At 60.4% G+C, this 23,865-nt stretch carries 23 protein-coding genes; 12 read left to right on the top strand and 11 right to left on the bottom strand.

The features are described from left to right. Nucleotides 1-48: 48 nt before the first annotated feature. From BPET_RS23520 to BPET_RS23510, 3 genes are read left to right on the top strand one after another with little or no spacing between them, the layout of a single operon-like run. Nucleotides 49-477 carry a DUF2231 domain-containing protein gene (locus tag BPET_RS23520; protein WP_041863231.1) on the top strand — a complete coding sequence of 143 codons (429 nt, stop codon included), beginning with the start codon at nucleotides 49-51 and terminating at the stop codon, nucleotides 475-477. Beyond that, nucleotides 474-1,757 carry a PQQ-dependent sugar dehydrogenase gene (locus BPET_RS23515; RefSeq protein WP_012251471.1) on the top strand — a complete coding sequence of 428 codons (1,284 nt, stop codon included), beginning with the start codon at nucleotides 474-476 and terminating at the stop codon, nucleotides 1,755-1,757. Before BPET_RS23520 ends, BPET_RS23515 begins: the two co-directional genes overlap by 4 nt. Next, the gene (locus BPET_RS23510; RefSeq protein WP_012251470.1) at nucleotides 1,754-3,883 is read left to right on the top strand and encodes a TonB-dependent receptor; all 2,130 of its coding nucleotides are present in this window, start codon (nucleotides 1,754-1,756) and stop codon (nucleotides 3,881-3,883) included. Before BPET_RS23515 ends, BPET_RS23510 begins: the two co-directional genes overlap by 4 nt. A gap of 29 nt (nucleotides 3,884-3,912) precedes the next feature. Here BPET_RS23510 and BPET_RS23505 read toward each other — a convergent pair whose 3' ends face one another. Next, entirely contained in the window at nucleotides 3,913-6,318 is a 2,406-nt protein-coding gene (locus BPET_RS23505) for a glucose/quinate/shikimate family membrane-bound PQQ-dependent dehydrogenase (RefSeq protein WP_012251469.1), read from the bottom strand. 55 nt (nucleotides 6,319-6,373) lie between these two features. Beyond that, nucleotides 6,374-6,613 carry a hypothetical protein gene (locus BPET_RS26830; RefSeq protein ID WP_151208995.1) on the bottom strand — a complete coding sequence of 80 codons (240 nt, stop codon included), beginning with the start codon at nucleotides 6,611-6,613 and terminating at the stop codon, nucleotides 6,374-6,376. Between the two features lie 51 nt (nucleotides 6,614-6,664). Between BPET_RS26830 and BPET_RS23500 the strand changes: the two genes are divergently transcribed. From BPET_RS23500 to BPET_RS23475, 6 genes are all read left to right on the top strand, one after another. Continuing rightward, nucleotides 6,665-7,282 carry a nitroreductase family protein gene (locus BPET_RS23500; RefSeq protein ID WP_012251468.1) on the top strand — a complete coding sequence of 206 codons (618 nt, stop codon included), beginning with the start codon at nucleotides 6,665-6,667 and terminating at the stop codon, nucleotides 7,280-7,282. A 49-nt stretch (nucleotides 7,283-7,331) separates the two neighbouring features. Next, nucleotides 7,332-7,877 carry a carboxymuconolactone decarboxylase family protein gene (locus BPET_RS23495; RefSeq protein WP_012251467.1) on the top strand — a complete coding sequence of 182 codons (546 nt, stop codon included), beginning with the start codon at nucleotides 7,332-7,334 and terminating at the stop codon, nucleotides 7,875-7,877. Between the two features lie 98 nt (nucleotides 7,878-7,975). Then, nucleotides 7,976-8,932, top strand: a complete 957-nt coding sequence (locus BPET_RS23490) for an AraC family transcriptional regulator (RefSeq protein WP_012251466.1) — start codon at nucleotides 7,976-7,978, stop codon at nucleotides 8,930-8,932. After that, nucleotides 8,922-9,263 (top strand): amidase, encoded by a 342-nt coding sequence (locus tag BPET_RS23485; protein ID WP_012251465.1) that lies wholly within the window; start codon nucleotides 8,922-8,924, stop codon nucleotides 9,261-9,263. Before BPET_RS23490 ends, BPET_RS23485 begins: the two co-directional genes overlap by 11 nt. An 827-nt stretch (nucleotides 9,264-10,090) precedes the next feature. Continuing rightward, nucleotides 10,091-10,414 carry a helix-turn-helix domain-containing protein gene (locus BPET_RS23480; protein WP_012251464.1) on the top strand — a complete coding sequence of 108 codons (324 nt, stop codon included), beginning with the start codon at nucleotides 10,091-10,093 and terminating at the stop codon, nucleotides 10,412-10,414. Beyond that, nucleotides 10,407-11,273 (top strand): ImmA/IrrE family metallo-endopeptidase, encoded by an 867-nt coding sequence (locus tag BPET_RS23475; protein WP_012251463.1) that lies wholly within the window; start codon nucleotides 10,407-10,409, stop codon nucleotides 11,271-11,273. Before BPET_RS23480 ends, BPET_RS23475 begins: the two co-directional genes overlap by 8 nt. Nucleotides 11,274-11,453: 180 nt before the next feature. Here the strand turns inward: BPET_RS23475 and BPET_RS23470 are convergent, their stop codons facing one another. Together BPET_RS23470 and BPET_RS23465 are read right to left on the bottom strand one after the other, a co-directional pair. Beyond that, nucleotides 11,454-12,149, bottom strand: a complete 696-nt coding sequence (locus BPET_RS23470) for a DUF6088 family protein (RefSeq protein WP_012251462.1) — start codon at nucleotides 12,147-12,149, stop codon at nucleotides 11,454-11,456. 38 nt (nucleotides 12,150-12,187) lie between these two features. Next, nucleotides 12,188-13,251 (bottom strand): IS3 family transposase gene (locus tag BPET_RS23465; RefSeq protein WP_085970281.1). Its coding sequence is split into 2 segments (ribosomal slippage): nucleotides 12,188-13,035 and nucleotides 13,035-13,251, totalling 1,065 coding nucleotides; the frame shifts between segments, so codons are not numbered across the junction. Between the two features lie 42 nt (nucleotides 13,252-13,293). Here BPET_RS23465 and BPET_RS23450 point away from each other — a divergent pair. Beyond that, nucleotides 13,294-14,411, top strand: a protein-coding gene (locus BPET_RS23450) for an IS3 family transposase (protein ID WP_085970231.1) whose coding sequence is annotated in 2 segments (ribosomal slippage) — nucleotides 13,294-13,555 and nucleotides 13,555-14,411 — 1,119 coding nt in all. Because the reading frame shifts where the segments join, the coding sequence is not laid out codon by codon here. Nucleotides 14,412-14,757: 346 nt separating this feature from the next. On the opposite strand, the gene BPET_RS26280 is transcribed toward BPET_RS23450, so the two are convergent. Beyond that, complete coding sequence (locus BPET_RS26280) at nucleotides 14,758-17,421, bottom strand: AAA family ATPase (RefSeq protein WP_231852637.1); 2,664 nt, start codon at nucleotides 17,419-17,421, stop codon at nucleotides 14,758-14,760. A 107-nt stretch (nucleotides 17,422-17,528) separates the two neighbouring features. Between BPET_RS26280 and BPET_RS26825 the strand changes: the two genes are divergently transcribed. Both BPET_RS26825 and BPET_RS26820 read left to right on the top strand, forming a co-directional pair. Then, nucleotides 17,529-18,206, top strand: a complete 678-nt coding sequence (locus BPET_RS26825; protein ID WP_151208994.1) for a hypothetical protein — start codon at nucleotides 17,529-17,531, stop codon at nucleotides 18,204-18,206. A 12-nt stretch (nucleotides 18,207-18,218) separates the two neighbouring features. Then, entirely contained in the window at nucleotides 18,219-18,965 is a 747-nt protein-coding gene (locus BPET_RS26820; protein WP_012251453.1) for a hypothetical protein, read from the top strand. A gap of 37 nt (nucleotides 18,966-19,002) precedes the next feature. Here the strand turns inward: BPET_RS26820 and BPET_RS26275 are convergent, their stop codons facing one another. The 6 genes from BPET_RS26275 to BPET_RS23410 all read right to left on the bottom strand — a co-directional run bounded on the left by BPET_RS26275 (nucleotide 19,003) and on the right by BPET_RS23410 (nucleotide 23,859). Continuing rightward, the gene (locus BPET_RS26275) at nucleotides 19,003-19,215 is read right to left on the bottom strand and encodes a DUF2274 domain-containing protein (RefSeq protein ID WP_012251452.1); all 213 of its coding nucleotides are present in this window, start codon (nucleotides 19,213-19,215) and stop codon (nucleotides 19,003-19,005) included. A gap of 4 nt (nucleotides 19,216-19,219) precedes the next feature. After that, nucleotides 19,220-20,473, bottom strand: a complete 1,254-nt coding sequence (locus tag BPET_RS23430) for a TrbI/VirB10 family protein (protein WP_012251451.1) — start codon at nucleotides 20,471-20,473, stop codon at nucleotides 19,220-19,222. After that, nucleotides 20,470-21,504 (bottom strand): P-type conjugative transfer protein TrbG, encoded by a 1,035-nt coding sequence (trbG, locus tag BPET_RS23425; protein ID WP_050978289.1) that lies wholly within the window; start codon nucleotides 21,502-21,504, stop codon nucleotides 20,470-20,472. Before trbG ends, BPET_RS23430 begins: the two co-directional genes overlap by 4 nt. A gap of 143 nt (nucleotides 21,505-21,647) precedes the next feature. Beyond that, entirely contained in the window at nucleotides 21,648-22,358 is a 711-nt protein-coding gene (gene trbF / locus BPET_RS23420) for a conjugal transfer protein TrbF (RefSeq protein WP_012251449.1), read from the bottom strand. Between the two features lie 11 nt (nucleotides 22,359-22,369). Next, the gene (gene trbL, locus BPET_RS23415; protein ID WP_012251448.1) at nucleotides 22,370-23,632 is read right to left on the bottom strand and encodes a P-type conjugative transfer protein TrbL; all 1,263 of its coding nucleotides are present in this window, start codon (nucleotides 23,630-23,632) and stop codon (nucleotides 22,370-22,372) included. Between the two features lie 17 nt (nucleotides 23,633-23,649). Further along, the gene (locus tag BPET_RS23410; RefSeq protein ID WP_041863224.1) at nucleotides 23,650-23,859 is read right to left on the bottom strand and encodes a hypothetical protein; all 210 of its coding nucleotides are present in this window, start codon (nucleotides 23,857-23,859) and stop codon (nucleotides 23,650-23,652) included. Nucleotides 23,860-23,865: the final 6 nt, after the last annotated feature.

Genomic DNA, 23,865 nt, shown 5'->3' with positions numbered 1-23,865 from the left:
TGCACTCCGAAATATCGTGGTCCTGCCGTCGATCAAGGAGGCATTCTCGTGAACCAGATTGTCCCACCCCGGTACGCGTTAACCGTGCACCCGCTGCCTGCCGTATTTTTGGGGGGAGCGCTCGCGCTGTTTCTAGGCGTCATGCTGGCCGACTTCGCCTATGCGAAGTCCTTTGATATCCAGTGGAACAATTTCGCCTCGTGGCTGCTGGTTGGCGGCCTGGTGTTTGGCGGCATTGCACTGGTCTTCGCCATCATCGATCTTTTTCGGCCGCGCCAACGCGCGGCGGGTGCCATTCTTTATGGCGCGATTCTGCTGGCGGCATGGCTTGTGGGTTTCTTTAATGCGCTGATGCATGCCCGCGACGCATGGGCAAGCATGCCGACCGGCCTGGTTCTGTCGGCTGTCACGGTGGTGCTTGCCGGCGCGGCCACCTGGCTGGGCTTCCGTTCCCCCCACATCAGAGGCGCCGTATGAAAAACTTCTTGTATGCCGCCGTCCCGCTGTGGGCGGCGCTGAGCCTATGCAGCGCCCAGCCACAGCCTTCGCGGGTGGGGCCCGCGCCGGAACTGCCCAAGCCCGAGCGAGGGCTGCTGCCCGACATGGTGATCGCCGAACCTGTCCCGTGGGGCGATAAGACGCCGACGGTGCCCGATGGCTACTCCATCACCGCCATTGCCACGGGCCTGAAGATTCCCCGCCAGACACTGGTGCTGCCCAACGGCGATATTCTCGTGGCCGAAGGGCGGGGCGGCAATGCCGCCAAGCTCAAGCCCAAAGACGTGATCGCCGGCATGATCAAGGCCAGGGGCACCAGCCCGGTCAAGGGCGGCAACCGCCTGACCCTGCTGCGCGATGCCGAAGGCGACGGCACCTACGAAAGCATGACTTTCGCCGAGGGGCTCAATGCGCCATATGGCCTGGCATTGGTGGGCAACGATCTTTATGTGGCCAACCAGGATGCGTTGGTACGGTTCGACTACCAGCCAGGCCAGACCAAAGCGGCGGGTCCGCCCGAGACGGTTACGCAGCTGCCGTCGGAAATCAACCATCACTGGACCAAGGCCCTGGCGGCGAGCGCGGACGGAAAGTACTTGTACGTGGGTATCGGTTCCAACAGCAATATCACCGAACGGGGCATGACGGCAGAGGCCGACCGGGCCCGCATCTGGCGGGTGAACGCCGACACCGGCGAACACAAGGCCTACGCCACCGGGCTGCGCAACCCCACGGCGCTGGCCATTCAACCCGATAACGGCCAACTGTGGGTGGTTGTGAACGAACGCGATGAAATCGGCCCGGACCTGGTCCCCGACTATCTCACCGCCGTGCAAGAAGGGGCCTTCTACGGCTGGCCGTACAGCTACTGGGGGCAAAACGTGGACGATCGGGTCCGGCCGCAGAATCCAGAAAAGGTTTCCACGGCGATCAAGCCCGACTACAGCCTGGGCGCGCACGTCGCGGCGCTGGGCGTCGATTTTTCTACCGACGCCATGGGAGCGCGTTTCGCCAATGGCGTGTTCGTTGGCGAGCACGGCAGCTGGAATCGCAGCGAGCCCGCTGGCTACAAAGTGGTGTTCGTGCCGTTTCGCGACGGCCGGCCCGCGGGTCCGCCCGTGGACTTCGTTGCCGGGTTCCGCGACAGCGACGGCTCGACACGCGGCCGCCCGGTGGGCGTGACGGTAGATCCGCGCGGCGCGCTCATTGTCGCGGACGATCTCTCGAACACGATCTGGCGCATAATGCCGAATCAATGAATGGTCCACGTCCACCGAGTTCGTCCCGTGCCGTGCTGGCCCTGTGCGGCGCGCTCGCGCCCTTGCTGGGCAGCGCGGTGCGGGCACAGCCGGCGCCTGCCGCCCCGATGCTGGAACCGGTGGTGGTCACCAGTATCCACTACGACGCCTCGCTGCTGGATACGCCCGCTTCGGTGAACATCGTCGAAGGCGACCGCCTGCGCTTCGATACGCCCGGCATCAACTTGTCTGAAAGCCTGGGTGGCGTGCCGGGGCTGCAAATCCAGAATCGCCAGAACTATGCACAAGACCTGCAGGTATCGGTGCGCGGGTTCGGCGCGCGCTCCACATTCGGCGTGCGCGGCGTGCGGCTGTATGTCGACGGCATTCCCGCCACCATGCCCGATGGCCAGGGGCAGACCTCGAACATCGACCTGGCCTCGGCGGCGCGCATCGAGGTCCTGCGCGGACCATTCTCGGCGCTGTATGGCAACTCGTCGGGCGGCGTCGTGCAGGTGTTCACGGAAGACGGCGAGAACCCGCCCCGCGTGCAGGCCGGGCTGTCGGCAGGCAGCTACGGTACCTATCACTATGGCATCGAGGCCAGCGGCGTCCGCGACGCGCTGGATTACGTACTGAGCGCCAACCGGCTCACCACCGACGGCTATCGCGATCACAGCGCCGCTCGCAAGAACCTGGGCAACGCCAAGCTGGGAGTGCAGATCGACGATGCAAGCCGCCTTACCGTGGTGGTAAACAGCGTGGATCTCAACGCCCAGGACCCGCTCGGCCTGACGCGCAGCCAGTACGAGCAGGACCCGCGCCAGGCCACGCCGCAGGCCAGCCAGTACGATACCCGCAAGACGGTGCGCCAGACCCAGGGCGGCCTGCTCTACGAACGGCAAATCGACGCCGATAACGAATTGCGGGCCATGGTGTACTACGGGCAGCGCGACATGACCCAGTATCTGTCGATACCGCCCGCGGCCCAGCTCAACCCAGGGCAGGCCGGGGGGGTTATCGGCCTCGCGCGCGAGTACGGCGGCGTCGACCTGCGCTGGACTTCCCGCATGGCGCTGGCGGGCCGGCCCCTGACGCTGATAGGCGGGTTGGCCTATGACAGCCTGCGTGAAGACCGCAAGGGCTACGAGAACTACATCGGCCCGGCTTTCTCTCCCACCGAGCTGGGCGTCAAAGGACAGTTGCGTCGTGACGAAACCAACCGGGTCTACAACATCGACCCCTATCTGCAGGCATCGTGGAATTTCGCGCCGCGCTGGACTTTCGATACGGGACTGCGCTACAGCACCGTCAGCTTCGATTCCGACGACCATTACGTCGCTGCCGGCAATGACGATGACAGCGGTTCCACGCGTTATCGCAAGGCCCTGCCGGTTGCCTCGTTAAGTTACGCGCCCACCCCGTCGAGCGCCATTTACGCGTCATATGGCCGAGGCTTCGAAACGCCCACCACCAACGAGGTCTCGTACCGGCCCGACGGCATGGCGGGGCTGAACCTGGGCTTGCAACCCGCCATCAGCAACAACTACGAACTCGGGTTCAAGTCGGAATGGGGCAATGGCCTGTTTTCCGTGGCGGTGTTCCACACCGACACCCGCAACGAAATCGTGGCGGCCGGCAGCAGCAATGGCCGCACCTCGTATCGCAATGGCGGCCGCACGCGCCGCAACGGCATCGAGGTTGGCTGGAGCGGCCGCCTGCAGGAAAACTGGCGGGCAGACCTGGCCTATACCTGGATAGACGCCCGCTACCGCGATGACATTGCCGGCTCGGACATCCGCGCGGGCAACCGCATTCCCGGCGTTGCGCGCCAGATGGTGTACGGCGCCCTGGCTTGGGCGCCCGCCCAAGGCTGGCACGCCGGACTGGAAGGCCGCTACATGAGCAAGGTCTACGTGAATGACGCCAACAGCGATGCCGCCGCCAGTTACTTCGTGGCCGCGCTGTCCACCGGATATCGCTGGCAGCGCGACGCCTGGACATGGGATGCCTATGCCCGCGTCGACAACCTGTTCGACCGCGAATACATCGGGTCTGTCATCGTCAACGAGGGCAACGGCCGATATTTCGAGCCCGCCGCCGGCCGCAACTGGAGCGCCGGGCTCACCGCCTCGTATGCGTTCTAGGTGTGCCAGGCCTGGCCGGCAGCCGCGCCTCAGTCCGGCAGGGCATAGGCCACCAGATAATCCCCCATCTTCGTGCCGAACGAGCCATGCCCGCCGGCCATGATGACCACATACTGCTTGCCGTTGATCGCGTAGGTCATGGGCGTGGCCTGGCCGCCGGCCGGCAGTCGGCCTTCCCATAGCAACTCGCCGTTGTTGACGTCGAACGCCCGCAGATAGTTGTCTTGCGTGGCCGCCACGAACATCACGTTGCCCGCGGTCGAGATGGGGCCGCCCAGGCCCGGCACGCCGATCTTCAGCGGCGGCAGCTGGAATAGCTGCGGCAGGCTGTCGCGAATGGTGCCGATGCGCTTTTTCCACACCACCTGGTGGCTTTGCAGGTCCACGCCCGCCACGTAGCCCCAGGCAGGCGCCTTGCAGGGCAGGCCCAGCGGCGACAGGAACGGGTTCAGCTCCACGCCATACGGCACGCCGTACATGGGCTGCACGCCGCTTTCCGTACCCGCGCCCTTCTCGCGCATAGGGCGGTTCGCGTCTTCGGGAATGAGCCTGGAAACGAAGGGCAGGCCGATCGGGTTCATCAGCGCCACCTGGCGGTCCTGGTTCACCGACATGCCGCCCCATTCGAACACGCCCAGGTTGCCCGGAAACACCAGCGTGCCGTTCTCGGACGGCGGCGTGTAGATGCCGTCGTAGTTCAGGCGCTTGAAAATGATGCGGCACATCAGCTGGTCGAGCATGGTGGCGCCCCACATATCTTTATCGGTGAGCTTCTCCGACGGCGCCAGGTCCAGGGCCGAGAATGGTTGCGTGGGCGCGTAGCGCTCGCCGCGGGTCTGCGGCCCGCGCGCCACGGTTTGGGGCACGGGCTTATCCGTTACCGGCACGATGGGCCGGCCGTCGCGGCGGTCGAGCACGAATACGTTGCCGGTTTTCGTCAGCACATAAACCGCCGGCACGCTCCGGCCGTCAGGCAGCGTCACGTCCATCAGCGACGGCTGCGCCGGCACATCCATGTCCCACAGGTCGTGGTGCGTCGTCTGGAAGTGCCAGATAAGACGGCCCGTGGTGGCGTCCAGTGCCAGGATGGAGTTGGCGTAGCGCTCTTTCAGCGGGCCGCGGTCGCCTCCCCAAATGTCGGGCGTGCCCACGCCAGTCGGCACGTAGACCACATCGGCCTGCGCATCATAGGCCAGCGGCGCCCACGCGTTGGGCGAATTGTGCACGAACGGCGTGGCTTCGCCGGGCATGGCGTTCGGATCTTGCGCGCCGGTGTCGAACACCCATTTCAGGGCGCCGGTGCGCACGTCGTAGCCGCGTATTACACCGGAGGGCTCTTTGTTCGAGAAATTGTCGGTCACCGAACCGCCGATCACGATGGTGGTCGCCGTCACGACCGGCGGCGAGGTCGGGTTGTAACCGCCCGGATAAGCATGCGGCATGCTCTTTTGCAGGTCGATTTCGCCGTTTTCGCCGAAGTCCGTGCACTTCTGGCCATTGTCGGCGTTCACCGCGATCAGGCGGCCATCGTTGGTGGGCAGCAGCACCTTGCGCGGGCATGCCGGCGGCGCCGCATTGCCGGCCTTGGCCAGGCTGATTGCGAACCGTTCGGTGTTGCCGGCATCGTGGTACGACACCCCGCGGCAGGTCAGGTGCTGGAAGCTTTTGTCGGCCTTCAGTTTCGGGTCGTAGCGCCACAGGCGCTTGCCGGTGGCGGGGTCGAGCGCGTCCAGAAACTGGTGTGGCGTGCACAGGAACAGCTTGTCGCCAACCTTGATGGGCGTGACTTCGTTGGTGGTTTCGGCCGAATCGTTCTCGGTGCGGAAGTCGCCCGTGCGATAGGTCCATGCCACTTCCAGGGCCTTGACGTTCTGGTTGTTGATCTGAGTCAGTGGCGAATAGCGCACGCCGCCTTCGGTGCGCCCGTAGGACGGCCAATCTTCCGCTGCCACCCCCGCCACGGGCCGCGCCTGCGCGGGCTGCGCGCGGGCGAGCGTGCCGTCGATTTCCTGGGGGTCGTTGAATATGCCGTAAACCAGCACCGCCAGCATGCCCGCCATGACGACGCCGATGGCGGTTCTGGCGGCGCGCGGCGCGGCAAAGCCGCGCGTGGCGGGCGGCGCCAGCAACCACAGGCCAAGCAGAAACAGCAGACCGTAGCGCGGCGCCAGGGCCCAGAAATCTGCCCCGGCCTCCCATAGCCCCCAGACGAGCGTGGCGGCCAGGATCAGCGCGTAAAGCCACAGCCCTGTCTCCAGGCGCCGCCATAGCAAACCCACGCTTGCCAGCAGCACGATGCCCAGCGCGGCGTAATACCACGAGCCGCCAAGCGCGGCCAGCCAGATCCCGCCCAGCAGCGAGTAGAGCGCAATGAGCAGCAAGACCACCCCGCCGATGAACTGGGGCGTGCTCTTGTGTGGGCGGTTGCGATGCATGGCAGTGATCCTTTACCAGAGAAGATCATTAACAAGTTCGGATGCGCCGCCGCACTTACGTGTGCCGGCGCATCGGTCCGGCGCCTTCCCGGTCCACTTTAAACGGTTCTTCAAGAAACATGGGCACGGCCGCCTGCAGCGGTGTTCCGTGCAGCCGCCGCCTGAAGATAAAAGCGGCTGATAGGGCGGTTGCGGGTCCTGGCGTCAGCAATTCGCAGGCCGGATCTGGCCTGCTGATTTTTGGTTTGATCCTTTTAAGCATTTTGTTGAGCAAAAGTAGTCTCGAAATAATCATCTAGCGGTCCTAAAGTAGAGGCTCCTGACGACCTCACCCATAGGACTCATCGTGACTAACGCTGTCATTGAATGCATTCTCAGCCGCAGCGCCACCAAGTACTACGACCCCGCCGCGGTCCTGAGCGATGACCAGATCCGCGAGCTGGTGCGCATAGGCACCACCGCGCCGACCTCCTTCCACATGCAGAACTGGCGCTTCATCGCCGTTCGCACCGCCGAAGCCAAAGCCAGGCTGTTGCCCATCGCCTGGAACCAACCTGCAATTACCGATGCCGCGGTGACGTTCATCGTTTGTGGCGAGTTGGCCGATTCCAGCGTCATACCGCAGCGTCTGGCCCCGCTGGTGCAAGCAGGCGTCATGCCGCCCGCGATGGTGCCGGAATGGGAAGGCCCCGCGCACGGCCTGTATGCCCACAACCCCCAGCTTCAGCGCGATGAGGCCGTGCGCACCGGCACTTTCGGTGCGGCGGCAATGATCTACGCGGCCCGTTCGCTGGGCCTGGGGTCGACGCCGATGATCGGCTTCGACGCGCAGGCCGTGGCCAGCGAGTTCCGGCTGGCCGACAACGAAGTGCCCGTCATGCTGCTGTCCATCGGCACCGAACTTCCAGGCAACTGGGCGCAGAAACCTCGACGCCCCGTGGCCGAAGTGCTTGACCTTGTTTGACCCCGCCCTACCTCACCCAACCTTATCGACATACCTACGGAGAAACACCATGACCAGAACCACCACGCTCACGCCCGAACAAGTGCCGGCCGAATCCAGCGCCACGCTCAATGCATTTACCAAGAGCCTCGGATTCACGCCCAACATGATGGCGGCGTTCGCGCAAAGCCCCATTGCCTTCAATGCATGGTCGGCGCTGTTGGGCGCCCTGAGTAAGGCGCTCGACGTGAAAACGCGCGACAGTATCGGGTTGGCCGTATCCGAAGTGAACGGTTGCGACTACTGCCTGACTGTCCATAGCTTTACGGCCGAGCACATGGCCAGGATGCCCGCCGACGACATCCTGCTTGCGCGCAAGGGCCACGCCAACGATCCGAAGCGCGATGCGGCTATCCAGTTCGCCCGCAAAGTCATCGAGACCCGGGGCAAGGTCAGCGACGCCGACCTGCAAGCCGTGCGCGACGCCGGCTACACGGACGCGAACGTCATGGAAATCGTGGCGCTGGTCGCCATGTATTCCCTGACGAACTTCTTCAACAACGTGTTCGATCCCGAAAAGGACTTTCCCGCCGTCGCGCCGGCAGGCTCGATCTGAACGCGTTCGAACCGCGCCGCGAGGCGGCGCGGTTGAACATTGGCGCATGCCCGCGCGACTGCGATACGATCGGGGAGCATTTCTACGCCCCGGTTTCTATGTCCCAAGTCGACTGGCTGAGCCATTTCCTGAAAATCATCACCGTCACGGGGCGGCTGGAGGTTCGCTGCACCTACGGCGCGCCGTGGCGCGTGGACTGGCCCCGGTCCGAAGCGCACGAGATTCCATACCACATCGTGCTCAAGGGCCGCGCCGTCATTGAAGACCCGCAAACCCAGACCAGCCGCGAACTGACCGAAGGCGACATCGTGCTGCTGCCCAGCGGTTCGGCGCATGTGCTGCACGACGGCGGCGGGGCCGAGCCCGGCCCTGTTCGCGATGGCGAGGCAGCCTCGGGCTGGATGCACATGGAAAACGACGGGCCGGGCGAACGCCTGGACATGTTGTGCGGGCGATTCCTTATCGAGCCGCCGCACGGCCGGCTGATTCGCGACTATCTGCCCGCGAACCTGGTGGTGAAAGCCCTGAACGGCCACAACGCGCAAAGCGCCGAGTCCGCCGCGAATCACCTGGCCAGCCTGGTGGGGCTGATGCGCATGGAGTCTACCGGCGGCAGGCTGGGCGGATACGCCATGCTCAACGTGCTTACCGCGGCGTTGTTCACGCTGGTGCTGCGCGCGGCCAGCGAGGCCGAGCAAGCGCCGGCGGGCTTGTTGGCGCTGGCAGGCCACCCGCGCCTGGCGCCGGCCATTTCGGCCATGTTCGCCGATCCGGCGCGGCCCTGGAACCTGCCCGAGCTGGCCGCCTTGTGCAGCATGTCGCGCGCCACTTTCATGCGGCACTTCCAGGACAAACTGGGGCGCTCGGCCATCGACCTGCTGACCGACATCCGGATGAGCCTCGCCGCCAACGCGCTAAGGCAACCGGGGCAGACCACCGAGGCCGTGGCCGAATCCGTGGGCTACCAGTCGGTGGCCGCGTTCCGCCGGGTCTTCACCGACAAAATGGGCATGACGCCGGGGCAATGGCGCCGGCAGCCGGGTGATGGGGCATGAGGCGGCGCGCCTGAAGCTGAACGGCAAGCCCCTGCAGGCCGACGACCTGAAGCCTGCGCTGACCGAGCTGCCGGTGAAGCTCAGCGAACTGACCATGCACTGCAGCGCCTTTCTTGAATTGCGCCATCGGGTGTCGCCATACGCCACGTTCATGGCTGTCTTCAACACATCGGGCCAGCCCGCCGCCAGCCTGCCTTTGTTGGCTACGCCCGAGGGCGTGCCCATGGCCGCACAGCTGGTGGGCCGATTTGGCCGTGAAGACCTGATCTTGCAGGTGCCAGCTCAACTAAAGCGCGCCGCGCCCTGGCTAGGGCGCAAGCCGGTGCTTTGAGGCAAAAGAAAATGCCCAGCTTTCAGAGCTGGGCATCAAATTCGTGGTGCTGGGGCACGATCGAAAAATGATCGCTGAACGGCATATCTATTGGCTTTCCGTGTGTGAGAAATTCTTGAGGGAACACTTAAGGGGCCAGCATTTGAATTCCCGTCTCAAATTGAAAGTAGGAGGGGGATGACCTCACCCCCCTCGGCCTACACTTTACTGCTTAGCCGCTGCAGGGAACCAAGAATGCCCAACACTCGCGACCGTAGTCGTGAGCGTCCAGCATCCGATTGGAATTTTTTACGCGCCGGAAGCGGCAAAAAACCCAACGGAACCCCTTAGGTGCGGGCTTGAACGTATCGTTCATGTGTATGCTCCATAAGGCACCCATCCAGTTCTTTACAATCTGCAGCGGTTCACGCTAAAATCTCATTCCCCAACGAGATTCGGGTGCTGCTGTCAGACTGTGGTACAGGTCGTCAGATGGTTTCACCCGCACCTTATCCCCTTTCATAGGGGGCCTCACTTCCTCCCGCTGTTGTTCTTCGTCGGATCTACCAGAACGTAGGTTTGACGGGGTTTGGGGGTAGGAGGTAGAGGTTCTCCTCGCGTCACAGTACGCTCCTGGCCTGTTTTTCCACCGCGCGGGCCGAGGATTTCGTACTGGCCGGATCGACTGGCTTTGCTACCTGGTTTCATAGATATCACCTTGAAAGATAAGGTCGTAGTGTGCCGAACCCCATGTTCGGTACTCCCACAGTTACATTATTGCTCCACCGAAATTCGGTTGTCAAGCATGTTCTGTATTGCTACACTGAACTTCGACAGGAGGACGTAAGATGGCTACTGCTCTGGGCGAAAAGGTCAAGGCGGAAAGGAAGCGTTTGCAGTTGACCCTCGAGCAACTCGCTGATCGGTCTGGGTCTAGCAAAAGCTATATTTGGGAACTTGAAAATCGGCCTGCAATCAGGCCGTCCGCTGAGAAAATTTCCAGAATTGCCGACGTGCTCGGTGTTACGACAGAGTACCTGCTGGATGACGAGAAGCAGACACCTGACGACACGGATGTTGACCGTGTTTTTTTCAGGCGTTTCTCTAAGCTGGATGATGCGAGCAAAGAAAAACTAAAAAAAATAATGGAGATTCTTGAGGACGATGACTAAGCCAATTTCGCCAGCGGCCTGGGGTACTCAACTTCATAAGTTCTGGCGAACGGCTGGCATGTCGTTGCCTGTTGACGTCGGATTGTTAGCCACTGAGTACTCAAAGAAATATACAGACCCTATTGTTAAAGTCCTTGGCCAAGATATGGGCAAGATTGACGGAATGCTGGTCCAGCGGCAGCGTGGTGACTGGTGTATCGTCTATAACAGGCACACGAGCGTACAGGGTCGTATCAATTTTACGTTGGGTCATGAGCTAGGGCATTACATCCTTCATCGTAACGTTCAAACGGAATTTCAGTGCTCGCAGAAGGAAATTTTTGATTATAACGGGGCAGCATCACGTGCACTTGAGTCCCAAGCGAACAGATTCTCGTCTTACCTGCTCATGCCCATCGACGATTTTCGTGCGCAAATGGAAAACACGGCCGTTTCCATAGAGGCGCTACGCCATTGTGCTGATCGTTATAACGTATCGCTGTCTGCTGCAACGATCAAGTGGCTAGAATTCACGACAGAGCCCGCGATGCTGATAGCTGCGCGGGATGGTTTCGTGCTTTGGTCTATAGTCAGTGAATCGGCCCGAAGGATGCAGGCTTATATCAGACCTGGGACTGCACTTGATCCCAATGTGGAGCTACATATAAGTTCGAGCGCGACTGGTGACAGCAAACGGACTGTTCCGATTGGAGTATGGCATTCCGCATATGCGGCCCAGGAGTTTTCGATCGTCTCCGATCGATACGATATGGCCCTGTTTCTGGTGTGGCTACTTCCCGACGGGGTGGATTACGAGGAAGAGGAAGCCCTTGATGTTTTGGACTTCATGAGAGCACGAGCTTCAGCGGGGCGCGGCTAACAGTAGAGAGGGCTGTCTGCCTCTGAGCAGTAGGCGCAATGCGCTTGACGACAGGCCGCTCCACAATGCGTCTAGCGCCCAGCGATACCCAGAAATATTTTTCGACGTTTGAACCTCTGTGCTCAGGTGTGTCGCGCCGTTCGTCATCAGCGGCTTGGATGATGGTCTGGAAATTCGGGTTCATGCGACTGCCTCGGCGCGTCGGCGACGTTGGGCGGAGACAGTCGTCGGTATGCCATGGTCTCCAGCCAGCGGATCGCAGCCAGGTAGTTCACGGATAATGGCTTGCATCCAGGCCGGCAGCGTGTTGAACCCCGCCAACAAGTCCTGGCGGATGGCATCGCCTTGTGTATCGGCAAGCAGTTGGGTCAATCGTTTGACGATACGGGGTTTGTCCGCAGGCAGTGTGTCCTTGAGCCAGTGTAGAGCTTGCACGACGCGCATGGCGGGGCGCCCCGCCCAATACAGGCGGCTAGGTGCGGTGAGCTTGAAGGAGATGGTCAGGTTATCGAGCTGGATGGTGCGTCGGCGTGCGTCGGTATGGATGGTGACATGTGCGGGCACCGCGTCCGTCAGGCCTAGATCGTTGGCGGCGGTCATGCCATCGACCAACAGGCGCAGTTGGTCGCGGCGTGCGATCGCATCCACGACGGCACGGTAGTCAGGGGCCTCAGTCTTCTTGGTCAGGCTGTTCACCCTGGGCCGGTCGTACAGGCCGCGGTCGATGCGACGAAGTTGGCCTGCCGCGACCAAGCGTTGGAGCGCCTTGTCCACGGCATCACGACTGCCAAGGTGAGAAAAATCGGTCGGCACCCACACTCGGCCGGGAGCGGTCGCGTCGATGTGGGTGATAAGCTGAGCTTTGATATCGTTCATAGGGATTGACCTGCCCCCGGATTTAGTACGGCATTGATTTAGAGTCCGGGGTTAAAAATCTCGTTTTGGTGATGGCCCTTGGCGAACTGCTCCGGCGCCAGATAGCCCAGCGCGCTGTGGGGCCGCTCGGTGTTGTACTCGACACGCCAAGCTTCGATCAACGATTTGGCCTGCCGCAGGGATAGGAACCAGTGTTCGTTCAGGCATTCGTCTCTGAACTTGCCGTTGAAGCTCTCGATATAGGCATTCTCCACAGGCTTGCCCGGCCGTATGAACGACAGCGTCACGCCCGCCTGATAGGCCCAGGCATCCAATGCCTTGCCCGCGAACTCCGGCCCGTTGTCCACCGTGATGGATCGGGGAAGCCCACGCATCACGGCGATCCTTTCCAGAACGTGGGCCACGCGCAGCCCTGGCAAGGAGGTGTCCACCTCGATAGCCAGGCATTCCCGTGTGTAATCATCGACCACGTTCAAACAACGGAACCGACGGCCATAGGCCAAGCCGTCGGCCACAAAATCCATCGACCAACTCTGATTCGGTCCAGTCGGCTGGGGACGAACCACGCGCTCAACGGCGGTAATGCGCTTACGCTTGCGTTTGCGCACGCTCAACCCCGCCTGGCTGTACAGCCGCCAGACCCGCTTATGGTTTGCCTGCCAACCTTCGCGGCGCAGCAGCACATGGATGCGGCGGTAGCCATAGCGTCGCTTGGCCGCCGCCATTTCCTTCATGCGTTCGGTCAGCGCGATATCACTCGTTCGTTTGCTCTCATAGGCAAACAGCGACCGCGAGATCCCTACCAGCCCACAGGCCCTGGTCACACCCAGTTGGCGCTCGGCCATCAGGATCCTGACCGCCTCGCGCCGCGCCTGTGGGCTCACCACTTTCGGCCCAGCAGGTCCTTCAGCGCAGCGTTATCCAGCACCGACTCGGCCAGCAGCTTCTTGAGCCGGTTGTTCTCTTGCTCCAGCTCCTTCAGGCGCTGGGCCTCGGACACCGTCATGCCGCCGTACTTGGCCTTCCAGTTGTAGTACGTCGCTTCCGAGATCCCGTGCTTGCGGCACAGCTCGGCACGTAAGCTCCCCCACTGCGTAGACATCAGCCAGTAGAATTTCGGAGCCTCCAAGAGTCGGAGACTCCCTTGAAGAAAAGCAGGTTTACAGAAAGCCAGATCGTTGCGGTGTTGAAGGAAGGCGAGACGGGAGTTCCGGTCGCCGACCTGTGCCGCAAGCACGGCATCAGCAACGCCACGTATTACCAGTGGAAGAGCAAGTACTCGGGCGTGCAGGTGTCCGAGCTGCAACGGCTGCGTGAGCTGGAAGCCGAGAACGCCAAGCTCAAGCGCATGTACGCCGATCTTGCCCTGGAGAATTCGGCGATCAAGGATGTTCTGAACCGAAAATCCTGACGCCGTCGGCCAGGCGCGAGGTGGTCGAGCTGCTGGTGCAAGCCCGCTTGTCGATCACGCGTGCCTGTCGCATTGCAGGCCTGTCGCGGGCGGCGTACTACAAGCGGCCAGCCTCGGCATCTGAGCGAGATGCCGATGTGATCGAAGCGCTCAATGCCATCGTCAGCCGGCATGGGCGCTGGGGATTTTGGAAGTGCTTTACCCGGTTGCGGCTCGATGGCCGCTGCTGGAACAAAAAGCGTGTGCATCGGGTGTACTGCGATATGGGTTTGAATTTGCCTCGGCGTTGCAAGAAGCGGTTGCCAGACCGCCCTCGTCAGCCGCTGGATCTGGCAAGCGAGCCCAACCGCTGCTGGGCATTGGACTTCATGCACGACGCCCTGTATTGCGGCCGGCGGTTCCGAACGTTGAACGTAATCGACGAAGCCAATCGGGAATGCTTGGCCATCGAGGTTGGCACGTCGATCCCATCTGCCAGGCTGATCCGCGTCTTGAGTCGCTTGGTCGACTACTACGGCGCGCCGGATGCGATACGGCTGGACAACGGGCCGGAGCTAGTCTCTCAAGCATTCACCGAATGGGTCGCCGCCAAAGGCATCGCGGTTCGATACATCCAGCCGGGCAAGCCCAATCAAAACGCCTTTATCGAGCGTTTCAACCGAACGTACCGCACGGAAGTGCTCGATGCACACCTGTTCGCCAACCTGGAGCAGGTCCAGGCCGTCACCGACCAATGGCTGGTCGATTACAACGAATATCGCCCCCATGAAGCGCTGGGTGGTGTCCCGCCGGTGCAGTACATGCCCCGGCTAACCCATGCTCCGAATCTCTATCGGCCGTTGTCTACTTGACAGGGGTGGCTACGAGTTTCATAGCGCACCCCCGATAGTCCCTCGGATTTCAGCGGAAATCTTAGGGGACTGTTTGAGGGGACTAAAACCCTGGGATTCGGCGGAATCCGATGAGACAGTATGGGAGAGGAATTTGACGCAAGCCCTTGATTTCGTGGAGGAAATGGGACTTGGTGAGATCGTGCGGGACAGGCGAATGGTGGCTGGGGCTGAATCAAACAATCATCGGAAAGCCGCGTCTTTTCTGGCTCTCAGCGATTCATTAAGCTCCAGGGGACCCTTTAGGGGACCCTCGACTATGTCGTTGTTTAAATGCCACAAAAGGTCGACTAACAGCCGTCGTTAATTATTGCAGTTTCGCTGCATTTTGTCGGTCACGAAGATCTTGGGCCCACGCAGCCAATGCAGCAATTTCAGTTGATAGCGTCTCCGGTCGTGGCAATGGGCGATTCAAGTCTCGCGCTGCGCTGTGTAGCAGCTCCGAACAGCGACCGTAGCTATCTCTCATTGCTTCGCAATCGGCAACGGTAATGGCAGTTAGCTTCACTAGGCCCGGCGTTTCCACCTTGTTGGAAAGACGACGGATCACATGCGCCACCGCTTCCTCCACCGCAATTTCCCAGGTGTCGCGTAAGGAACTACCAATAGATTTGACTGTTTTACGCCATTCGTCAGGATCACCCTGCTCGAAATGAAAGCGTTCATTCTCCAACTGTCTGGTAAGACTTGCCGCGATGTCATTGACACGGCGGGCTTTGAAGGGCGCCTCGTTACGGCAAAAGCCGGCTTTATCCGCACCTCGGTTGATCGAGCTAATCGCTACGTGGGGCTTGGGTTGAAGTTCGGCCGCAGCCCGTTCCAGTTCGAATAAAAAGGCAAGATCATGAGTGAAAACGATGACCTGGCGGTGCGCTGCCTCTGCAACAAGGCGCTGGGCTACGGCTTCTCGATGCATGTGGTCAAGGGATGACATTGGATCATCGAAAACGATGCCAGATTTGTTCCCAAGCGTTGCAAGTTCCGCCATGAATGCCGCCAAGGCAACACAACGATGCTCTCCTTCGCTCAGAACTTGTCCCACCGGAGCGTCGGGTTTCCTAGTGAGTGCAACCTTGAAACGGGGGACCCCTTGCGCACTAGTTTGCTGTTTCAACTCCACTGCGAGGCCTGCAATGTCAAAATTGGCGATCTCTTGCGCGAACTGTGTTCGGAGTGCGTCAGTGACCAATGCTTGAGCTATTTCTGTACTCTTCGTGGTGATGCGTTTGGTAGATGTGTCTCGTTGAGCCACTTCAAGTTGAGCGATACGCTTTCGCCGTTCAATCTCGGCCACCACATCGGCCTTAATTCCAGTCAACCGTTGACGATCAGCGAGCTCCGCTTTTTCGGCCAGGAGTGCGGCTCTGGCGGGGGAACCTGCTTCAGCAGCAAGAGCTGTTGCCCGCGCTTCGATACTTGCAATCTGTTCGACCAGAGCCTGTCCGGGATAGATGCCGACGGGTGAGCTAATTGTGGCTTCAAGATTCGCGTGCAGCCGCTTGATTTGACGGTGGCGCCACAGGGTCCGGAGAGTCGCATCTCTGATCTGCGCAGCCAGTGCATCTTGCCGGAGCTCATCACGGACGGTTTCTACGATGTTCTTCAAGTGACCCAACGACAGTGTCTGATTTTTGAACGTTGCCAGTGCTGCATCGTAAGCTTGACGCGTTGCGTCGGCACGCTGCTGGCTATCGTCTCGGACAAAGTTCTCAAATCGGTTGAGGCGGTCAGCGGCAATAGGTGTTAGCTCCTGCTGACAAAGAACACAGACACTGCTTGCAGCCGTGACCGGAAACTGCTGGCCAACGTAGGCCTCTTCATCGGAAAAGGCGCGTGCGCTTTCCCATAGCGCCTGCCATACCTCCGATCCGATTTGAGGAAGGGGTTCATTGCGGAAAAGTGCGCTGGAGGCGGTTTCTGCGGCTCGACGTGCAGCTTCGGCGCCAGCTGCGAGGGAACGCAAATTGGCTACGTTATCGTCGCTGACAGCGGAAAATAACAGATTGAGACTAGTGACATATCCCTCAACCTTCGTTTTTAAGGTAGATAACTGCCGAGCCGCGCGAGTAGGATCGTCAGCGAGGTCTGCTGTGATCTGAGTTAGTCGATCTTGATCTGCTCGCGTAAGTGTGGCAAGCGTTTCGACTGCAGCCGGGTCGCTTTTAGCGCCAAGCTGATTCATCAATTTTCCAACAGCGGTGTTCTGGCTCCAAGCCGGTGTATGGATTACTTGTGGCGTCTGGGCCTCTATCTGACTGATTTCATCATTCAATTTTCCTTTGACTGACTGACATAACTGAGCCAGAGTGCCAAGCAGTTTGAGTGGGAAAGGTGTATACGCCACGTCGTTCGTCTCATTGACGTGGATGTTGGCCGTGCGGGAATCGAAAACACTTACAGTAGACAGTGCACTATCGCTTGCCTGTCCATGCTGCCATGTACATGTCCTGTTCTGTCCTCCGATTACATATTCGATCGTGGCGCTTGGTATACCTGGCTCCGCGTCGTATATGTCAGGCATGATTTCGTCGCCACGGTTGGGAAGGCGTGCCCGACAAGCTTTCTTCAGAATACGCGCGTAGCCGGATTTACCCGATCCGTTGTCTCCATAGATGATGGTTAAACCAATGCGGTGAAATGTCAGCCGTTGGTCAGACGCTAATGCATTGACGTATTGCACGCTATGGACTTGACGTAGGAAAACTTCGCCATGGGTGTGGTTGGGATCGAGAAGATGCACTGCCTCCAGAGGCGCTGGCGGTTTTTCTCCTTTGCAGATAGCAATCAACTCGTCGATTTCGTCTGACTCCAATGGAGGCATTTGTACGATAAGGCGACGTAGTGCATCTCGTTGCCAATTAGGGCTGTCAGCAGACCACGCGAGAATACTTGCCAGCGCTTCAGCTTCAGTCGCCATACCCTTATCCTCCAAAGGAAATATCAAGTTCAGCGTCGGGTAGGCGTTTGGCAATGGCCCGCCTTCAGCATGCGAATTATAGTTACATAATGTTCTTTTTTGAGAAAATCGACTTAAAATCGCTATAGGCCTTAGCCCGCGTCGACGGAGAGTCTGCCAACGTGGGTACCAAGATCCTCCTTCACGAAAACGGAGACACGATGCCGTTAGATTGGAATGTAGTAATGCCCAGCCTTGTGTCTGCTGTGTCTGGACTGTGTGGCGTGTGGTTAGGCGGACAGCTCACATTCAAACGTGAAGCAAGACGGGAGGCTGATCGCATAAAGAGAGAATCCAACTATCTCGTGATCCTTGTCGTCGCTCATTTGGACAGATTTATAGATGGATGTGTGCAAGTCTCGTTTGATAACGGGATGAGCGAGGGCCGCCCAGCGGGCGAGGATGGTGTTTGTGCAGCTACCGTCACAGTGCCGTCGTTTGATCCTCTCGTCTTGACGGTAGATTGGAAAGTACTTCCAGCCGATTTGATGTACGAGATATTGAATCTGCCATATAGAGCAGAGCAACTGGCAGGCTACATTTCAAGCATAGCGGAATACGACGACCCTCCTGACTTCGATAGAACGTTCTGGGCACGACAGCTTGGGTATGCTGAACTTGGACTAGAGATATCTAAGCTCGCACGTCGATTGCGACAGCATGCGAATCTGCCAGTCGACCAGCCTGTGTTAGGGAATTGGGATAGGGAGAAAACGCTGCGAGAGCAAGTTGCAAAGGTCACCGCAGAAAAAGCGGCCTATGAAGCAGGAACCATCACCTTTTCACCTGTTGCCGACTAAGAATGTCTTGACATGAATCAACCCATATTCGAGCGAACTCAGAAGGGTAATCCGCATCACATAACCATTAATCAACACATCCATTCCAAGCACTGCATCAAGCAGTTTTGTGGAAAAGACGGGCTGGTCGATGTACGTGAAATGGCTACTGACAAAGTAACAAGAGCCAAACCGGAAGCAAAGGTATTTTGCACGAAGCGGGCGTGGGACGATGTGACAGAAAAATCACGCATGGCTGGCTTTGAAAGGGCCTATTTCAACGTTCTGACCAATCCAAGTACTTTTGAATCCCGAAATCACGAGGCGATCAGCGCATATTACCTGTTATGGCATTTCCGATTTCTTGCGGCGACCGCTGATCGGACGCCGTTGACGATAAATGGAGTTGTTCCAGAGCGTGAGCTCGATATAAATTCTCGTGAATTGCTAGAGTCGAGGGGTATCATCTACATGAATGAGGATGCGACGATGAGCACTAGATTCATATATGGAGCACGCTTTTATCTATTCCACGATCGTGAGATGGAGAGATTACGTGGCACTCGTTGGGGGTTAGTACATTGCCGCGCTGGAGAGCTTCTTTGTGCTGACAATCATGGGGGACATTTGTATATGCCCATTTCGCCGACCGCTGCGTTTCTCGGCGGATATCAAGATGGTACGCTGACGCTCGACGATGTCCAGGCGTGCAACAGATTATCTGTGGCCACCGCTGATAATTGGCTCTTTGCGCGCGACCTTCAGGTCTGTCCATTGTAGTAGACGTGTTGCTGTCGAACGTCGTCAATGATTCTTCTTAATTATTAAGATGACGAAACCCTCGGTCATTCTTGAGAAACCACGCCAGCATATGCGGCACGAGCGTAGCCGCATCCACCTGTTCGCCATAGGCTTGACTGTGCATGGCGGCGTACCGATCCAAGTCGGCTTTTAGCGTCGTTGGCAGGCTGACCGTCAGCTTGACGGACTCTTGTTTTGGAAGCGGGCCTAAGCGTAGTTTCGTTGCCATTGCATTACCTGTTGATAAAAAGCGGCCGGTATGGCCGAAGCGTGATGTCTCGATTCACCACGATCCGCACCGGCATGCCTGGCCGGATCGTGAGCGTGGGTTGAATGTTGAGATTGCGCCGGGTGATTTCCTGTCCGACTTGGTTCACGGTGTCCTGCACACCGTCGCGCGTCGCGATCACCACCGGGCCATCGCGGCCGCCTTGGTTCTGTGGTGCGGCTAATTCCGCGCCTACACCCAATAGCGTGGTCAGCACAGCACCCTTCAGTATCCGATCCCAATGCCAGTCCACCGCGTCTTCCAGACCCGCGTAGCCAGCCGGGTCGGCAGCCGCTAGGTTATCGAGCACGATAGAAGACGTGTCTGGCATAATGATGCGCTCCCATACGGCCTGTAAACGGCTTTGTCCGTAGGCGACCTGGCTGTTGTAGCGACCCATCAGGCGCGCGCCCTGCGGAATGAGCACGTTGCGATGCGTAGCGCTGTCGTAGACGGGCTCGGTCACGGTGGCGATGATGTCGCCTGGCATATCCGACTTGATGCCAGTGACGAGTGCGGCGGCGATGACGGTGCCGGCCATCACCGTGTCGGGACCACGCGGCGCCTGCAGACGATGCGCGCTTTGCGTGGCCGTGCGCCCCTGGCTGGCGAATGCCGTCTTGTTGTCCTGCATGTTTTGCGTTTGCATCGGGTCTACCGTGCCGCCCGCGTCGGTAGGCGCATCGGCGAGCGTCTCCGCTGGCATGCCGCCGGGCGCGGGCGCTGCATTCGCATCCGATGTACCGCTTCGGCTGCTGGATTTGTAGAAAAGCGCAGACCGGGCTGCTTCCTCGGCTTCTTTGAGCCGCGCCAACCGTTCAGCTTCTGCCGCGTCGGGTCCGCCGTGAGGTTGCAAGCCGGCTTCGCGTTCGGCACGTAGCACCGGCCGGCCCAGATCCCCCGGCAACGGATCGCCCAGCACCGGCGGCGGTGCGGGCTGCGGCACCTGGCTGTAATCCTTGGGCAGCGACTCCAAGCCTTCGGCGCGGGTGATGCGATCGACGTTGTACAGCTCCTGATTTTCTTGATTGCCACGCGAGCGTGGCTGCAATGACCAGAGCGTGACTCCCAGGACGGCCAGCGATACCGCGCCGATGCCGACAGTCAGCGTGCGCCGGTTCAAGCGCGTTACGCGTTGAGGTGCGGCGCGCAGTTCAACGGTTTCCGGCGGCAGCTTGGGCGGCACCGCAGAATCGTCCGTATCAGCGGCTTCGTTCATGTGCCACCTCGCACCGTTTTGCCGTCGTTGCGCTCGATGCGCACGATCTGGGCGTCGTCTGCGCCCAAGCGCAACTCCACCGCACCAAAGAGCCGATCCACCACGTAGTACGGCGCACGGTACTGGTAGTTCAACAATTGCAGATCGCCGTCCGATCCAACGAGGAACAAAGGCGGCAGTTCCCCTTGTATGATGCCGGGCGGTAACTGGATGTAGACCTTCTGGCCGTCATCAAAGGCGCGTAGCGGCCGCCACGGCGGTGTGTCGCCCGTGATGGCATAACGGAATCGCAACTGGTCTACCGATACGCCTGCGCCCAGCGGCATGGCTTGCGCTGCCGCTTCGTTGCGCCGCTTTAATGCGGCCAGCCTGTCCTGCGGATAGTCCCACGACACCGAAGCCATCCAGGCCGACTGGGTGGAAGCCAGTTCCAACAAGTAAATGCGTCGATCGGTCGTGACCACCAGATTCGTTTTCAAACCGGCGCGTATCGGCTTGATCTGCAGATTGGGCCGAGCCGTAGCGCCCGTGCCGCTTGATGAGTCTCCGACAATCCAGCGCACCGTATCGCCTGCGGACACGTCGATCAGCCGTTCACCTACTTGCAGTTGCACCAGCGTTACGCGCCCGGGACTGGCGTAGACCTGGTACAGCGCGCCTTCGCTGTAGGGCCAGACCTGTATCGCGTTAATGAACCCATCGCGCGTAGGCGCCATGCGTGCCTCGCTGTTGGCGCGATTGACCTGTGCCGTCGGGCTGGTCTGCTCGGGTGCGGGTTTGTCTTTGAGTGCCTTCAACTGCCCCGGCAGCGGCAAAGGCTGTGGCATCGGCACGATTTCCACTGGCGTAGGAGGTTCAGGCACTTGGACCGGCGAACTGACCGCCACGACAGGATCGTCCAGCGCGATCTCGGGCGGCGGCGTGCCGCGTGTGGCGCAACCGGCCAGCGCCGCGACGAGCACTGTCAAGGCCAGACCGCACGGACATGGCCGATATGCGCCGACCCAGGCGGCGTGGCGACCGCCCGGCATCGGCCTACGCGCGGACCGGCCGTGTCGCCATCGGCCGTCCTGCACCATACGGCGTCGCCACGGCATGCGAGCGCTTTGGCCAGCCGCTGGGGCCAACGTCCTTCTTATGGATGAATCTCTGCAGCCAGACAAAGTATGCGTCATCACGATGTGCCTCCAGGCGTAGGGTTTGCGGAGAACTGGCGGCTCCAACTGATGCCATCGACGTAGATGCCCCAGGGATTGGCGCGCAACTTTTCTGCGATACGCGAGCGTTGCTGCACGATAGTCAGAATGGCGGTCCACCGCTCGGTGCCACCGGCGGCACCATTGACGTAGGTTTTCTCATCCCACTGGATTTGGAACGAATGTTCGCTGGCGCGAACCACGCTGACGATATCGACCATGACCGAGCGCTTACCAACGTCTTTCAGGGGTTCATGTTCACGCGCGTACTCGTTCAGGAACGCCGCACCCCGGTCGGTGGTGTAGTCGTAGATGCTGAGCCAATTCTTACGAACCACCACGGGATCAGTGGACAGCGAACGTACGCTCTCGATAAAGCGCGCCAGTTGATTGGCGATGTCCTGGTCTCCGGGATCGCCGAGCGGCATGGCCTGGCTCACGGATTGGACCTCGCCACAGGAGAGTTCGACAAGGTATGGAACGGCGGCATTGCCTTCGGCGTGGCGCATGATGCGGTCGCCCGTGGACACGGCCGCCAGCAGTAGGCAGCCGAACGCCATCAAGCGCCAGTTCCTGGCCTGCACACGGGCACCGCCCACGCGGTCGTCCCAGGCTTGGCCTGCCTTCTGAAAAGGCGTCGCGGGCTCGGGCGTGGCCGCATACTTGACCGAGGGGCGTCGAAAACGCATCGTCATCTCCTTCAGGAATCGTCACGTAGGCTGGGAATCAGGCCATTGCCGCCGGCATCGCCCGAGCGCACGGCGTGCGCGGCCATCGTCGCGCCTTGGGTAGCGCGCTGGCGGGCCTGCGCGCGTTTGGCCCAGGCGGGCGGTGCGGATGGTGCGACGGTGGATCCACCCGCAGGACTGGCGCGTCCGGCCCCCATGACACGGGACTTCACGCCACGGCCCGCCGCCGAGGCGCCGGCGCGGGCGACATCTTTCAGTCCCGCCGCAGTGGCTCGCCAGCCGGTCTTGCCCGAAAAGCTCGCCCCTTCCACATAGGCCTTGCGCGCGCCGCTGGCCATCGACGTGGCCGCCCGTACACCGCCGCCAGCCATCCGAGCCGCACCGCCCGCCACCGTGGCACCCGCAACGGCACCGGCTGTCGCCACACCGGCTGTGCCCAGCGCGGTGCCGGCCACCGCACCCGCGCCCAGTTGCGGCGCACCGGAAACCAGACCCGTCGCGATGCTTGGCCCGAAAATCCCCAGACCCAGCATGGCCAGCGAGGCCAGCATCACGGCAGCGGCATCATCCAATGTCGGCTCAGGGCCCATCGCGGTACGAAAATCGTTAAAGACGAGCGTACTGATGCCGACAATGACCGCGAGCACCAATACCTTGATGCCCGCGGAAATGACATTGCCCAACACCTTCTCGGCCAAAAAGGCGGTCTTGCCCCACAACGCAAACGGCACCAGTACGAAGCCGGCCAAAGTGGTCAACTTGAATTCGATCAACGTCACGAAAAGCTGAATCGCCAGCACAAAAAAACTCAGGATCACGACAAGCCAGGCCAGCAACAGCACCACGATGGTGTCTAAATTGGCAAAGACCGAGGTAAAGCCCGACAGGTCACCCACGCGCTCCAGGAGCGGCGCGGCGGTATCGACGCCCACCTGCGCAAGCCGGCCCGGTTGCAAGAACTCGGCGATCGTCAGTGATGAACCGGAGGCCATGAGTCCTAAACCGGACAGCGAACGGAACACAATGCCCGACAACCAGTTGAAGTTACCCAGAATGAAGGCGAACACGCCGACGTACAGCACTTTTTTGATGAGTCGTGCCAGCACGTCGTTCTGACCATGATCCATCGCCCACCACAAGCCCGCCAGCGTCATGTCGATGACCACCAGCGTGGCCGACAGGAACGCCACCTCGCCATTGACCAGGCCAAAGCCCGAATCAATGTAGCGGGAGAAAATGTTGGTGAAGCGGTCGATAATGGCCAGATCGTTCATGAGGATGGCTCCCGCCCCTAAAACCCGTCGACGCGCTGCGGCGTGTACTGGCTCTTGCCGTCGCCCATAAAGCGCTTGCGGGTTTCTTCGGCTGCGCGCTGGACCCGGGCATCGTCGGCGCTGGGCGCGACGGCTGGCGCGTCTGGGTGCGTCGGCGCATCCTGCTTGTCGCCGCACGCGGCAGCAAGTGCGGTCACGGCCACTACGGCCATCGTCGTCTTGATCATGGCAAA

Origin of the sequence: Bordetella petrii, from assembly GCF_000067205.1 — a bacterium.
Lineage (GTDB): Bacteria > Pseudomonadota > Gammaproteobacteria > Burkholderiales > Burkholderiaceae_B > Bordetella_A > Bordetella_A petrii.
Note: the sequence above shows the minus strand (reverse complement) of the source record. Positions and strands in the feature narration are given on the sequence as shown.